Raw genomic sequence first — 13,641 nt, 5'->3', positions numbered from 1 at the left:
TCATTACATTTCATTCTATAGCTTTTACCTATAACAAACTATATATATTAAGAATTGGTCTATATAGAAAAAAATTGGTATCATAAGAACATGTTTTACTGATATGAAAGGAACCAGCCATGAGCGAAACTATACAACAAAAACGACCAACATTATCTTACGAAATATTCCCTCCTAACACACAAGTAGGCGATGAAAAAATCATTACGGTCTTAGACGAATTAAAAAGTTTAAAACCAGAGTTCATCTCTGTTACCTGCAGTAATAAACAACGCAATATTGAAGAAACAACCATAAAGTTATCCAACTATGTGCAAAATACATTGCATATCCCTACAAAAGCTCATTTACCAGCTATTTATTTATCTAAAGAGCAAGTGCGCTCCGTTATTGATCAATTAGATCAACTAGGTATCCATAAGCTACTGGCACTTCGTGGTGATATTTTAGAAGACCTACCACCAGTAGGAGACTTCAAATATGCTTCAGAACTCGTACATTTTGTAAAAGACTATGCTCCGCATTTTCAAATTTCTGGCGCTTGCTATCCAGAAGTACATCCAGACTCACCCAATCAATTACAGGACATTAAATTTCTAAAAGAAAAAGTAGATGCGGGCTGTGAACTATTAGTCACACAATTTTTCTTAGATAACAATGTATTCTACGATTTCCAAGAAAAATGCGCCTTAGCAGGTATTGATGTACCAATCTTAGCCGGAGTAATGCCTATCATCAACCGCAACCAAGCTTTGCGTCTATTAACAAGTAATGCTACCTCTATTCCACGCAAATTTAAAGCTATTTTAGACAAATATGAGCATGATCCAATCGCCCTTCGTGATGCTGGCCTTGCTTACGCCTTAAATCAAATCGTAGACCTTGTAACAGAAGGCGTATCTGGTATTCATCTATACACAATGAACCAATCTAATACAGCCTTATATATCGAAAATGCAGCACGTTCTTTATTTAGCTCTCCCATATATGAAAACCAATAAATAAGAAACTCTATATAGCCTACAATACGTATAGTATACATACAAATTACAATAAAAATGCTCTACCTAGTACCTCTCTCAAAGAGAACCTAAGTAGAGCATTCTTTTTATTCATCTTAATCTTATCATTGTAGTTACATTTATAGTTATATTGCTCAAAGGAGAGTGTAACAACATATCTCTAGTAAAAGGGGGTGTAACAAGATAGCCTCTAAATATAATGTCTTGGCACCCGTTCTGAGAAATTACAGAATATTTCATAAGGAATGGTCCCAACCAAATAAGCCAATTCAAGGGCTGTAATACTCTCTTGTCCTTGTTGTCCTAATAGCACAACAGCATCTCCTGGAGCTACGGTAATATGACTTGGTACTTTCACCATAAATTGGTCCATACAGATACGCCCTACTATAGGACAGCGTGTACCATGGATAAGCACAGAGCCTTTATTAGACAACGCTCTAGGATATCCATCGGCATAACCCACAGGTATAGTAGCGATCGTTTCCTCAGCCATCGTTGTATAGGTACTTCCATAACCGATAGATGACCCTTTGGGTAAATGTTGTACATGTACTACCTTACTATATAAACTCAAAGCTGGTTTCAATCCCAATCGATTAGGCACATCCATGGAAGGCATAATGCCATATTGAATAATACCTGGTCGAGCATCGTTAAATAAACTATCTCTTACTGCCAACAATCCAGCACTATTGGCTAAAGAAAAGCGATAATCCTCAGTACGATTGGCACGAATTAACTCCACCACATCTCGAAATTGTTGTACTTGTTGATTGGCATGAGTTTGATCCGCAGCATCGCCATTGGCTAGGTGTGTAAAAAATCCATCTACTCGTAAATATTCATAAGATTCTACAGTTTCTAAAAATGCTAATACATCCTCTGGCTTACTACCGATACGATGCATACCTGTATCTACAGCAATAGCGCACTCTACAATTGTTTCATGTCGACGAGCACATTCATTCAACGCTTCTAAATCTGTGGATTCACAAATAGCAGGTCTAGAATGCCCTTCTATCACTAAATCAAAGGATTGGGGCAACGTCAGACCTAATAGATAAATAGGTACCGTTATACCTGCCTCGCGCAAAGGAATCGCCTCTTCTGGAAAAGCTACGGCTAGCGACTCATACCCTTCCTCTACGGCAATACGTCCTACCATAACACTACCATGTCCATACGCATTTGCTTTCACCACCGCAGTACTCGTGCACCACTCTGGTAAACAATCCTTAATTTTTCGTAAATTACTTCGTATTTGTGCTGTATCAATTTCTACATATGTAGGTCTCACACATTCACCTTCTTATTAGTATATAAAACCTAGTATTAACTACTATTTATTAAACTATTATAATAGCTCCTAACTATTCTAAATGATTATTTGCATTACTAATGTACCATGCTATAAAAGTATATGCAATCCTTTTAGAATATTTCTTTTAATACCTTTCATAAAAAGGACTGACTACAAAATCTTACAAACAAGATTCTGCGTCAGTCCTTATCTATTACCTATTTAATTTTGCATTATACCTAAGTAAAGTATGTTACATTATGGCATATTGAAAGGCCATACCATTGGAATCACGATAAGACTTACGATGAAGCAAACCAGGATTAATGGAGTACCTGCTTTCACATAGTCCATAAATTTGTAATTACCAGGTGTTAATACGATTGTATTAGGTGGTGTACCTACTGGTGTAGCAAATGCGCAAGATGCAGCAACGCCAATCGCCATAAGTACTGCATGAGGGCTTGCACCCATTGCTTGAGCAATGGAGATACCAATTGGTGCTAACAATGCGCAAGATGCTGTATTGGACATAAATTGTGTCAATACACAAGATAAGATAAATAATACAGCTGTTGCAAAGTAAGGGCTTGGGTTATCACCCATAATGCTTACTACTGCATGAGCAATCATTTTACCAGCCCCAGAATCATTCATAGCCGCTGCTACTGGCATCATACCAGCAAATAAGAAAATAGTTACCCAGTCTATAGATTGATACGCTTGTTTTTCTTTCAAGCAACCAGCTAGTACGGCTAAGATAGCACCAACGATAGCTGCTAAGTGAAGTGGAACATTAATACCAATACTTTTCAATGGATCAGACAATGCCATGAATAATACAACACCTAATAAAATGATACCAGAGTACCACATTTTTTTAGGATCATTAGAAATTTCACTAGCATCTACTTCTTGTTCTACTTCAGCATCTGCATTACCATCATGTTTAGGTAAAAAATGTTTACCAATTGTTACCATGTAGATCATAAATGCAACTGTTAAAGGAATACCAATCCATGCAAATTCAAAGAAACCGAATTGAGGTAGTTTAGCTTGGCCTAATGCACCATTGATGATGATGTTAGGAGGTGTGCCTACTAAAGTGATGATACCACCAATCCCTGCTGCAAATGCCATAGGCATCAATTGACGGGACGCTGGGATTTTAGCAGATGCACAAATACCAATAACTACTGGCAATAACGCTGCTGCCGTACCTGTGTTAGAAAGCACAGAGGACATACCTGCTGTTACAAGCATCAAAGCAATCATAAGACCATTTTCACTTTTACCTGCTTTATTAACAACGGAAATACCAATTTTTTGTGCTAAACCAGTATGGAATAATGCAGCACCAATAATAAACATACCTGCGAATAAAACTACTGTACTATCAGATAAACCACTAAATACTTGTTTCATTGGAATTACACCTAATAAACCAAGTGCCATAGCACCACCGATAGACGTAATTGCAAGTGGAATAATTTCTGTTACAAATAATAACGCCATTACACCAAGGACAATTAAGGTTTGTACAGCCGGATCCATAAGAATCAACTCCTCCCTAAGGGATACATTCCTTATTAGCCGCAAAACGCTTTAAAAAAAAGCGTATATAATATAGGAAGATAGGCCAATAAGAAATAACATAATCGCCGCTACTCCATACCCTTCTGCTGTACAAGGGTATCCAAAATGTAGCCACTCTCCAAGTAGGCCACGGCGGAGAAAAAAGCTATATGTTTTTCGTTTTTGAAACCATTTAGATTTTCGCTCTTCACCTAATAGGAGTGCGGTGATGATAAAAATAAAAAGCGCAATACAAATACAAGCAAAAACCTTTCCTTCGTCTGATAATATCATAGGCGTCACCTCATACATAATAAAAGTGAAAAAAGTCTGAGTATTTCTAAAGCGCTTTAAGACAAACTATATAGTTCATCATAAAAGTATCTGTAATAGCCTAGGCAACCCTTTTAGGCGGATTGCCTAGACACTGTTACAAATTATTTCATCATAGCAAGCATCGTACCAGCTGCTACAGCTGTACCGATAACACCTGCTACATTTGGCCCCATCGCATGCATTAATAGGAAGTTCGAAGGGTTTGCCTGTGAACCCACTACTTGCGATACGCGGGCTGCCATTGGCACCGCAGATACACCAGCAGAACCGATCAATGGGTTTGTTTTACCACCGTCTGCCCAGCACATTAATTTACCGAAGATAACACCACCAGCGGTACCACCGATGAAGGCAACTAAACCTAATACGATAATTTTAATGGTTTCTAAATTTAAGAAACTGTCTGCTGTCATTGTAAGACCTGTACCAGTAGCTAAGAAGATTGTTACTGTGTTAATTAAAGCGTTTTCAGAAGTATCTGCCAAACGAGCTGTTACACCAGATTCACGGAATAAGTTACCAAGCATCAACATGCCTAATAAAGAAGTGATCGGTGGTAACAACAAGGAAATGGAAATTGTCGCTACTACTGGGAAAACAACTTTTTCAAAACGAGTTACTTCACGCAATTGTTCCATTACGATTTCACGGTCTTTTTGAGTTGTAAATAACTTCATAACCGGAGGTTGAATCAATGGTACAAGAGACATATAGGAATATGCCGCTACTGCGATAGCACCTAATAACTCAGGAGCTAATTTTGAAGCTAAGTAAATGGATGTAGGACCATCAGCACCACCGATGATACCGATAGCTGCTGCTTGTTTCGCAGTAAATCCAACCATCATCGCTCCACCAAGAGCCACGAATACGCCGATTTGAGCTGCTGCGCCTAATAATAATGTTTTAGGATTTGCAATGAGTGGACCGAAGTCAGTCATAGCACCTACCCCTAGGAAGATAAGAGGTGGGAAAATTTCGTATTTAATCCCTAATCCAATGAGGTTCATAACGCCTTCATGGAAACCATTATTAGGAATATTAGCCAAAATACATCCAAATGCGATTGGACTCAACAATAGAGGTTCAAAGCCTTTCGCAAAAGCTAAATACAATAAGATAATTCCTACAAGGATCATGATACCATGACCCATTGTGAAACTAATAAAACCACTATCCACCCAAACAGAGTTGAGTGCAACAAGAAAAGCGTCCATATGGAGTTCCTCCTTAAGAAATAGAAGGGTTTAGTTTAAGCAATATAAAGCTAAGATTAGCCTAAAACAACTAAAGCGTCGCCAGTTGCTACAGTTTGGTTAGCTGCTACGCGAACTTCAGCTACTGTTGCATCATGTGGAGCATAGATTTCGTTTTGCATTTTCATAGCTTCTAAGATGCAAAGAAGATCGCCTTTTTTAACTGCTTGACCAGCTGTAACTGCTACGGATAAGATTTTACCTGGCATTGGGCATTTTACTGTTTCTGCGCCTGCTGGAACTGGAGCCGCTGCCGCTGCTGGAGCTGGAGCTGCTGCTGGAGCTGCTGCTGGAGCTGCTTTAGGAGCTGGAGCTGCTGCTTTAGGAGCTGCTGCTACTGGAGCTGCACCGCCAACTTCATTAACTTCTACTTCATAAACTGTACCGTTTACTGTAACATTGAACTTTTTCATTATAACTTCCTCCTGAATTACCTATTTGTAATGAAACTTTTTCATAAGCTTAGATTAGCTTATAGGGCCTGTAAACGACTAGCTAGTCGCCAAGAATTAGACACTACTGGGCGAATGGATGCAATTTGATTTTGCGAATAGCCCATAGCAACGATAGCACTGACAATAGCTGCTACAACTTCTGTTTCTTTGTTTGCAGCTTGTGCGTTGGTAGTCTTATTCATTAAGTTCTCCTCCAAACTATCTGGTTACATTCCTACCTAGCAGTCTACCGTCCAATTTCCAACCTGTGCTCACAATCGGTCTTACGGAAGCAATTTGTGATTTGGAATATCCCATCGCACATACTGCTGCCACAATGGCTGCAACCACTTCATCATGTTTTGTTGTGGTACTTGCCACACTAGGAGCTGTGGCTGATGGTACCTCTGCTACCTCAGCCTTAGTTGACTTTTTTTTTGTAGGATCTACTAGATAAATAATATGCATAAGCACGCCTAACAAAATTAGAACGGCGAATACAATTGTCATATTGATGGCCATAATTAGCCACGGATTATCTGTCATACTTTCACCTCATTAATAGAGAACCATGATAGTAGAATCATGCAAGAAGCAAAGTGTGTAGTATGCCTCTAGGAAATAGTTTATAGAGGGATATTACCGTGTTTTTTCGGAGCACGGGTTTCGCGTTTACTTGCCAACATTGCTAATGCATTGATGATAGCAGGTCGAGTATGTTTAGGTTCAATTACCACGTCAACGAATCCACGTTCAGCAGCTTTGTATGGAGTTGCAAACTCTTCTACGTATTTAGCTGTTTTTTCATCTTTATCTTCATCGCGTTTGAAAATGATGTTCGCTGCACCAGCAGGTCCCATTACAGCAATTTCAGATGTAGGCCATGCATACACTTGGTCTGCACCCAAATCTTGGGAACACATTGCAAGGTAAGATCCACCATATGCTTTACGAGTGATAACAGTAATTTTAGGTACTGTTGCTTCAGAGTAAGCATATAACATTTTCGCACCGTGACGAATGATGCCGCCCCATTCTTGGTTTGTGCCCGGTAGGAAGCCCGGTACGTCAACGAAGTTTACAACAGGGATATTGAAAGCATCGCAGAAACGGATAAAGCGGGAAGATTTGTCAGATGCATTGATATCTAAGCAACCTGCCATTACACGTGGTTGGTTAGCAATGATACCTACGCTTTGTCCAGCAAAACGTGCGAAACATGTAATGATATTTTGTGCGTAGTGTGGTTGTACTTCATAGTATTCACCATTATCTACTGTTGCACGAATCACATCAAACATGTCGTAAGGCATATTTGGATTATCTGGAAGTAAAGTATTTAAACCTTCATCTTCACGAGCTGGGTCATCACCAGTGTCAACTAATGGAGTATCTTCCATATTGTTGCTTGGTAAGAAGCTCAACAAGTAACGAATTTGTGCTAAGCAATCATCTTCATTTTCTGTTGCAAAGTGAGCTACACCAGATACACTGTTATGAGCCATTGCACCACCAAGATCTTCTGCTGTTACTTCTTCTGCTGTTACAGATTTAATAACTGCTGGACCAGTGATGAACATTTGAGATGTGTGTTTAACCATGTAAATGAAGTCAGTCAATGCTGGAGAGTATACCGCACCACCTGCACATGGTCCCATGATAACAGAAATTTGTGGGATAACGCCAGAAGCGTTAGTGTTTTCAAAGAAGATTTTACCGTAGCCAGCTAATGCGTCTACTGCTTCTTGAATACGAGCTCCACCGGAGTCATTAATGCCGATAATAGGAGCGCCCATTTTCATTGCCATACGTTGTGCTTTAACTATTTTAGCAGCATGCATTTCCCCAAGGGAACCACCTTCTACTGTAAAATCTTGAGCAAAAGCAAATACCAAACGTCCGTCGATAGTACCGTAACCAGTCACTACGCCTTCACCTGGTAATTCTTTTTTCTCTTGACCGAAGTTCACACAACGATGTTTAACGAATTGATCTAATTCAACAAAGCTATTTTCGTCGAATAATTTTTCAATACGTTCACGAGCTGTATATTTACCGCTCGCATGTTGTTTTTCTACGCGTTTTTCACCGCCACCTTGTTTAACAGTGGACAGCTTTTTGTGCAATAATTCAATTTTTTCCTGAACCGTTGCCATTTTACACCTCCATAGAATAATTACGGATATAGTTTATTATTTCATACGTTGGCAAAGTTCTAATAAAACACCGCCAGTAGCTTTTGGATGAAGGAATGCAATTGCAGATCCACCAGCACCATAGCGAGGTTCTTCGTCGATTAATTGAACACCTTTTGCTTTTAAGTCAGCAATCGCTGCTTTGATGTCATCAACGCGAAGTGCTACGTGTTGGATACCATTACGGCCACCATTTTTTTCGATGAAACGACCGATAGGGCCATCTGGAGTTGTAGATTCTAAGAACTCAAGTTCAGCATCACCGCAAGGGAAGAAGCTTACTTTTACTTTTTGCTCTTCAACTACTTCATCTTCTGGTAGATGTTCCATACCAAGTGCGTTTTTATAAAATTCTTTTGTTGCTGCTAAGTCAGATACACCGATACCGATGTGGTCTACTTGTAATACTTTGAATGCCATAATAACTCTCCTTTCAAATGAGCTGCAACTCGAAAGTGATTTTTGTCATCTTTCGATTACTTATATGATACCACGATATTAGATTTTTATCATTCTTTTTATTATCTTTTTAAGGACTTTTCTAATACCGAGTTAACAACACTATAAGGGTCGTTAGTTCTATTATTAACAGCTGCTACATCTTGTTTGAAAGCGTCGCTTTCAACCACATGTTCATGAACATAACGCATAATTTGCTCATTGATCATCGCTACTAGTTCATCATGCGTACGTTCTGCACGGCGAGCTGCTAATTCTCCACTATCTTCAAGATATTCAAAGTGTTCATCTAGTGCTTCCACTAATTCATCAACACCTTCATCTTTACTAGCGATAGTTCTCTTAATTGGTGGTCTCCAATCAAGTTCACGAGAATCTAAGTCTAGCATCATTTCAATTTCAACATTAAGCTTATCACAGCCATCGCGATCTGCTTTATTGATAGCGAATACGTCGCCAATCTCTAAAATACCCGCTTTGATTGCTTGGATATCATCACCTAAACCTGGTACCAATACAACCAATGTAGTATCTGCATTTTTAACGATATCTACTTCGGATTGTCCAACACCTACGGTTTCGATGATAACAAGATCCATGCCAAATGCATCCATTAATTTAACAACATCTGCTGTTTTTTTAGATAATCCACCTAGGCTACCACGTGTACCCATACTACGGATAAATACATTTTCATTTAATGTCAAATCATTCATCCGAATACGGTCACCTAAAATAGCACCACCTGAGAATGGACTGGTTGGGTCAACAGCAACGATGCCGATTCTCTTACCTTGTTCTAGATAATGCTTAACCACTTTATCTGTCAATGTACTTTTACCAGCCCCTGGAGCACCTGTGATACCCAAGATACGAGCCTTACCAGTACGTGGATAGATAGATTTCATAATGTCGATCGCATTATCGTATTCATTTTCTACAGCCGTTATGGACCGAGCCAAAGCAAGACGAGAACCTTCTAATAGTTCTTTGATTAAATCCATATTGTCACCGTCCCAATTATATATACGTCTAGGCTCGAACATACATGCCCGAGCCTAGCTCAAGTATATTATTTTACGTTAGCTTTGATGAATTCAATTACATCAGCTGTTGGAGTGCCTGGTGTGAATACTGCGGATACGCCAGCTTCTTTTAAGCCAGGGATATCAGCGTCAGGAATAACGCCACCACCAACTACTAATACATCGCCCATGCCTTTTTCTTTAAGCATTTCAACGATTTTAGGGAACAATGTGTTGTGCGCGCCAGAAAGAAGAGATAACGCAACTACGTTAACGTCTTCAGAAAGAGCAGCTTCAACGATTTGTTCTGGAGTTTGACGAAGACCTGTGTAGATAACTTCGAAACCAGCATCGCGAAGTGCGCGTGCTACTACTTTTGCACCACGGTCATGACCATCAAGACCTGGTTTTGCTACGATTACTCTGATACGTTTTTCTGCCATGATGTTATACCTCCAAATAGGTTCGATTAATTATAGTGTGGAATGAGCTTGGTATTCACCGAATACGCCGCGCAATACGTTACAAATTTCACCTAATGTAGCATATGTTTTAACGGCAGCCAAGATTAATGGCATCAAGTTTACAGATTCATCTTCTGCACCAGCTTTTAATGCTGCTAATGCTGCATCAACTGCTGCTTGATCACGGTCTGCACGAACTTGTTGTGTTTTCTTGGATTGGTTGATACCTACAGAAGCATCGATGCGAAGAAGACCTTCAACTGGTTTTTCCTCAACTTGGAATTTGTTAACACCTACGATTGTACGCAGGCCAGATTCCACTTCCATTTGCCATTTATAAGCAGACTCTTGGATTTCTTTTTGGATGTAACCTTTTTCGATAGCTTCAACAGCGCCACCCATTTCATCGATTTTTTGGATGTATGCTTTAGCTTCTTCATAGATAGCATTAGTCATAGCTTCTACATAGTAAGAACCACCCAATGGGTCAACTACGTCAGCTAAACCGGATTCGTAAGCAACGATTTGTTGAGTACGAAGAGCGATTTGTACAGATGCTTCAGTTGGAAGAGCTAATGCTTCGTCACGAGAGTTAGTATGTAAGGATTGAGTACCACCCATTACAGCAGCTGCAGTTTGAAGAGCAACACGAACGATGTTGTTGTCAACTTGTTGTGCAGTCAACATAGAACCAGCTGTTTGAGTATGTACACGTAACATCATAGATTTAGGTTTTTTAGCACCAAAACGTTCTTTCAAGATATGTGCCCATAGACGACGGGATGCACGGAATTTCGCAACTTCTTCTAATACGTTGTTGTGTGCGTTCCAGAAGAAGGATAAACGACCTGCAAAATCGTCAACTTCCAAGCCAGCTTTAAGAGCTGCTTCGATGTATGCAATACCATCAGCAATTGTGAAAGCGATTTCTTGCGCAGCAGTGGAACCAGCTTCACGAATATGGTAACCGGAGATGGAGATAGTATTCCATTTTGGCACATATTGAGAGCAATATTCGAAAATATTAGTGATCAAACGCATGGATGGTTTTGGAGGGAAGATGTAAGTTCCGCGAGCTGCGTACTCTTTCAAAATATCATTTTGAATTGTACCGCGAAGTTCAGTGGAAGGTACACCTTGTTTTTCAGCAACTGCAATGTACATAGCAAGAAGTACAGATGCAGGAGCGTTGATTGTCATAGAAGTGGAAACTTTACCTAAGTCGATACCTTGGAACAAGATTTCCATATCTTTTAAGGAGTCAATCGCAACACCTACTTTACCAACTTCGCCTTCAGCCATAGCGTCGTCAGAGTCATAACCGATTTGTGTTGGTAAGTCGAATGCGCAAGAAAGACCTGTTGCACCGGACTCGATTAAGTAACGATAACGTTTGTTGGACTCTTCAGCAGTTGCGAAACCAGCATACATACGCATTGTCCAGAAACGGCCACGGTACATAGTAGGTTGCACACCACGAGTGTAAGGATAGAATCCTGGGAATCCAAGATCACGTTCATAATCAAAACCTTCTAAATCAAGCGGTGTGTATACCGGTTGTTCTGGTAAGTTTTGACGAGCAGGTACTTTCTCACAGTTTTTAGCGTACGCTGCATCATATTCAGCAAGTTTGGCTTTTAAGTTGTCATTAGCCATGTTCATCATCCTCCTATAAAATTAACCTTGTTTTTTCATGCTTCCTGTTTCAGTGAAGCGTTTATGCCAAGAAAGAGCTTCATCTAATAAGATAGGTGTATGGGCGCCATTTGTCTTTTCAATAGCTCTTTCGAGGTAGTTAAGTAATTCTTGTTTGTAGTCTGGGTGAGCACAGTTTTCAATGATTTTGTATGCTCTTTCAATTGGAGCCAAACCACGAACATCGGCAATACCTTGTTCTGTACAGAATACTTGTACATCATGTTCTGTATGGTCAATGTGAGATACAAAAGGAACGATGGAGCTAATATCTCCGCCTTTTGCTACAGAGTTCGTACAGAAAATGGAGATATAACCATTTCGAGTGAAGTCCCCGGAACCACCGATACCATTCATCATTTTGCTACCCATGATATGAGTAGAGTTTACATTACCGAAGATATCGAATTCAATCGCTGTATTCATAGTGATAACACCAAGTCTACGAGCTAAGCCAGGGTTATTGGAAATCTCTTGTGGACGCAAGAGAATATGTTTGCTGTATTTTTCAATATTGTCATAGAAGCGTTTCAATCCATCTGGGGATGGGGATAATGCTGTACCAGAGCAATCTGTTACTTTACCTGCATCGATTAAGTCCAACATACCATCTTGGATAACTTCTGTGAAAATGGATAAGTTTGTGAAAGGACCTTCCGCCAAGCCAGACACAACAGCATTTGCTACGGAACCTACGCCAGATTGTAATGGCAATAAGTTTTCAGGTAAGCGACCTGCTTTTACCTCTTCTAAGAAGAAGTTAATCAAATGTTGACTCATCGCTTTTGCATCATCATCGATTGGTGCTAGTGGACGAGTTGTGTCAGGTACATCACATGGAACGATAGCTACGATTTTCGCAGGATCACATGGGATGTAATCTGTTCCGATACGATCGCCAGCCGCTTTGATTGGGAATGGCTCACGGTATGGAGGATCTTGTGGTTCATAGATATCGTGCATACCTACCAAAGACATTGGTTGAGATACGTTCACTTCTACGATAACTTTTTTAGCTTGGCTAACAAATGTTGGAGAGTTACCAACGGATGTACTAGGAACGATACCACCATCTTCACGGATGCAAACCGCTTCAATGATAGCTACGTCAGTGTCACCGAAGAAACCATACCGGATTTGTTGAGCCATTTGGCTAAGGTGCATATCAATATAACGAATTTTTTGGCTATTTAAAGCTTTACGAGTATCGTTATTTGTTTGATATGGGAAACGACGACGAATACCGTTTACACGAGTTAACGCTCCGTCTGCTTCATCACCAACTGATGCACCAGTCCAAAGATCAATTTGGAAAGGATCTGATTCCATGCGTTTTGCTAGAGCCAATGGCACTGCTTTAGGGTAACCAGATGGTGTAAAACCACTGATACCTACATGGTCTCCTGGATTAATCAATTTAGCTGCTTCTTCTGCTGTAGTAATTTTTGCTTGCAACGCTGCGCCTTGCACGCGATCTAAAATGTCGATCATACTACCATCTCCTTTAGTTTGAATGACTTATTCAGCTATCTAACAATCACACTATACATTCAATTCTTTTATTTCTATTATGAAAGAAATTTCTTACTTACAAAACTGTTATAGAAATATAAGATTAAATATCTACTCAAAGTGTGACATTTGTTAATTCTCATAAATACTACTCATTTTTCTTATTATTGTCAACCATATATGCAAATATATGCATAATAGGCATACAGAACAGATAAATCCAATGCGAGTATAACTTTTTGTTATACCCTTTAACTACCTATATCTATAAATGTTGGTGTAGTACAACTTTTTTCGATATTTCAACTCTTATGCATACACTCTATTTATGTTTATGCATTTCTACGTGTTATATTATTCATAAC

At 39.5% G+C, this 13,641-nt stretch carries 14 protein-coding genes; 1 reads left to right on the top strand and 13 read right to left on the bottom strand.

Annotated features, from left to right (window positions below):
- Positions 1–119 precede the first annotated feature (119 nt).
- Positions 120–1,001, top strand: a complete 882-nt coding sequence (gene metF / locus EO119_RS06250) for a methylenetetrahydrofolate reductase [NAD(P)H] (protein ID WP_126941055.1) — start codon at positions 120–122, stop codon at positions 999–1,001.
- A 211-nt stretch (positions 1,002–1,212) separates the two neighbouring features.
- Here metF and alr read toward each other — a convergent pair whose 3' ends face one another.
- From alr to EO119_RS06190, 13 genes are all read right to left on the bottom strand, one after another.
- Positions 1,213–2,322 carry an alanine racemase gene (gene alr, locus EO119_RS06245; protein ID WP_126941054.1) on the bottom strand — a complete coding sequence of 370 codons (1,110 nt, stop codon included), beginning with the start codon at positions 2,320–2,322 and terminating at the stop codon, positions 1,213–1,215.
- 261 nt (positions 2,323–2,583) lie between these two features.
- Complete coding sequence (locus tag EO119_RS06240; protein ID WP_126941053.1) at positions 2,584–3,879, bottom strand: SLC13 family permease; 1,296 nt, start codon at positions 3,877–3,879, stop codon at positions 2,584–2,586.
- 51 nt (positions 3,880–3,930) lie between these two features.
- Positions 3,931–4,194: a hypothetical protein gene (locus EO119_RS06235; protein ID WP_009352887.1), complete on the bottom strand. Its 264-nt coding sequence runs from the start codon at positions 4,192–4,194 to the stop codon at positions 3,931–3,933.
- A gap of 143 nt (positions 4,195–4,337) precedes the next feature.
- Positions 4,338–5,453: a sodium ion-translocating decarboxylase subunit beta gene (locus EO119_RS06230; protein ID WP_009352994.1), complete on the bottom strand. Its 1,116-nt coding sequence runs from the start codon at positions 5,451–5,453 to the stop codon at positions 4,338–4,340.
- A 56-nt stretch (positions 5,454–5,509) separates the two neighbouring features.
- A complete protein-coding gene (locus EO119_RS06225) occupies positions 5,510–5,905 on the bottom strand; it encodes a biotin/lipoyl-containing protein (protein ID WP_126941052.1) in 396 nt (131 codons plus the stop codon).
- A 59-nt stretch (positions 5,906–5,964) separates the two neighbouring features.
- The gene (locus tag EO119_RS08125) at positions 5,965–6,129 is read right to left on the bottom strand and encodes a hypothetical protein (RefSeq protein ID WP_009352831.1); all 165 of its coding nucleotides are present in this window, start codon (positions 6,127–6,129) and stop codon (positions 5,965–5,967) included.
- Between the two features lie 16 nt (positions 6,130–6,145).
- Positions 6,146–6,472, bottom strand: a complete 327-nt coding sequence (locus EO119_RS06220; protein ID WP_062401065.1) for an OadG family protein — start codon at positions 6,470–6,472, stop codon at positions 6,146–6,148.
- A gap of 80 nt (positions 6,473–6,552) precedes the next feature.
- Entirely contained in the window at positions 6,553–8,082 is a 1,530-nt protein-coding gene (locus tag EO119_RS06215; protein WP_062401066.1) for a carboxyl transferase domain-containing protein, read from the bottom strand.
- A 36-nt stretch (positions 8,083–8,118) separates the two neighbouring features.
- A complete protein-coding gene (mce, locus tag EO119_RS06210) occupies positions 8,119–8,541 on the bottom strand; it encodes a methylmalonyl-CoA epimerase (RefSeq protein ID WP_009352819.1) in 423 nt (140 codons plus the stop codon).
- Between the two features lie 101 nt (positions 8,542–8,642).
- Entirely contained in the window at positions 8,643–9,584 is a 942-nt protein-coding gene (gene meaB / locus EO119_RS06205) for a methylmalonyl Co-A mutase-associated GTPase MeaB (RefSeq protein ID WP_062401068.1), read from the bottom strand.
- Positions 9,585–9,652: 68 nt separating this feature from the next.
- Complete coding sequence (locus EO119_RS06200) at positions 9,653–10,048, bottom strand: cobalamin B12-binding domain-containing protein (RefSeq protein ID WP_009352817.1); 396 nt, start codon at positions 10,046–10,048, stop codon at positions 9,653–9,655.
- A gap of 30 nt (positions 10,049–10,078) precedes the next feature.
- The gene (locus EO119_RS06195) at positions 10,079–11,725 is read right to left on the bottom strand and encodes a methylmalonyl-CoA mutase (protein ID WP_126941051.1); all 1,647 of its coding nucleotides are present in this window, start codon (positions 11,723–11,725) and stop codon (positions 10,079–10,081) included.
- A 21-nt stretch (positions 11,726–11,746) separates the two neighbouring features.
- Positions 11,747–13,255: an acetyl-CoA hydrolase/transferase family protein gene (locus EO119_RS06190; protein WP_009352985.1), complete on the bottom strand. Its 1,509-nt coding sequence runs from the start codon at positions 13,253–13,255 to the stop codon at positions 11,747–11,749.
- Positions 13,256–13,641: the final 386 nt, after the last annotated feature.

This window comes from Veillonella sp. CNR 79/14 (assembly GCF_003992185.1).
GTDB lineage: Bacteria > Bacillota > Negativicutes > Veillonellales > Veillonellaceae > F0422.
The sequence above is the reverse complement of the archived record's forward strand: the minus strand, read 5'-3'. Positions and strand labels throughout refer to the sequence as shown.

What these genes read in the sequence shown, in the direction of transcription:
- metF (WP_126941055.1), top strand. Translation starts at nt 120, where the DNA reads ATGAGCGAAACTATACAACAAAAACGACCAACATTATCTTACGAAATA.
- EO119_RS06240 (WP_126941053.1), bottom strand. Translation starts at nt 3,879, where the DNA reads ATGGATCCGGCTGTACAAACCTTAATTGTCCTTGGTGTAATGGCGTTA.
- EO119_RS06235 (WP_009352887.1), bottom strand. Translation starts at nt 4,194, where the DNA reads ATGATATTATCAGACGAAGGAAAGGTTTTTGCTTGTATTTGTATTGCG.
- EO119_RS06230 (WP_009352994.1), bottom strand. Translation starts at nt 5,453, where the DNA reads ATGGACGCTTTTCTTGTTGCACTCAACTCTGTTTGGGTGGATAGTGGT.
- EO119_RS06225 (WP_126941052.1), bottom strand. Translation starts at nt 5,905, where the DNA reads ATGAAAAAGTTCAATGTTACAGTAAACGGTACAGTTTATGAAGTAGAA.
- EO119_RS08125 (WP_009352831.1), bottom strand. Translation starts at nt 6,129, where the DNA reads ATGAATAAGACTACCAACGCACAAGCTGCAAACAAAGAAACAGAAGTT.
- EO119_RS06220 (WP_062401065.1), bottom strand. Translation starts at nt 6,472, where the DNA reads ATGACAGATAATCCGTGGCTAATTATGGCCATCAATATGACAATTGTA.
- EO119_RS06215 (WP_062401066.1), bottom strand. Translation starts at nt 8,082, where the DNA reads ATGGCAACGGTTCAGGAAAAAATTGAATTATTGCACAAAAAGCTGTCC.
- mce (WP_009352819.1), bottom strand. Translation starts at nt 8,541, where the DNA reads ATGGCATTCAAAGTATTACAAGTAGACCACATCGGTATCGGTGTATCT.
- meaB (WP_062401068.1), bottom strand. Translation starts at nt 9,584, where the DNA reads ATGGATTTAATCAAAGAACTATTAGAAGGTTCTCGTCTTGCTTTGGCT.
- EO119_RS06200 (WP_009352817.1), bottom strand. Translation starts at nt 10,048, where the DNA reads ATGGCAGAAAAACGTATCAGAGTAATCGTAGCAAAACCAGGTCTTGAT.
- EO119_RS06195 (WP_126941051.1), bottom strand. Translation starts at nt 11,725, where the DNA reads ATGGCTAATGACAACTTAAAAGCCAAACTTGCTGAATATGATGCAGCG.
- EO119_RS06190 (WP_009352985.1), bottom strand. Translation starts at nt 13,255, where the DNA reads ATGATCGACATTTTAGATCGCGTGCAAGGCGCAGCGTTGCAAGCAAAA.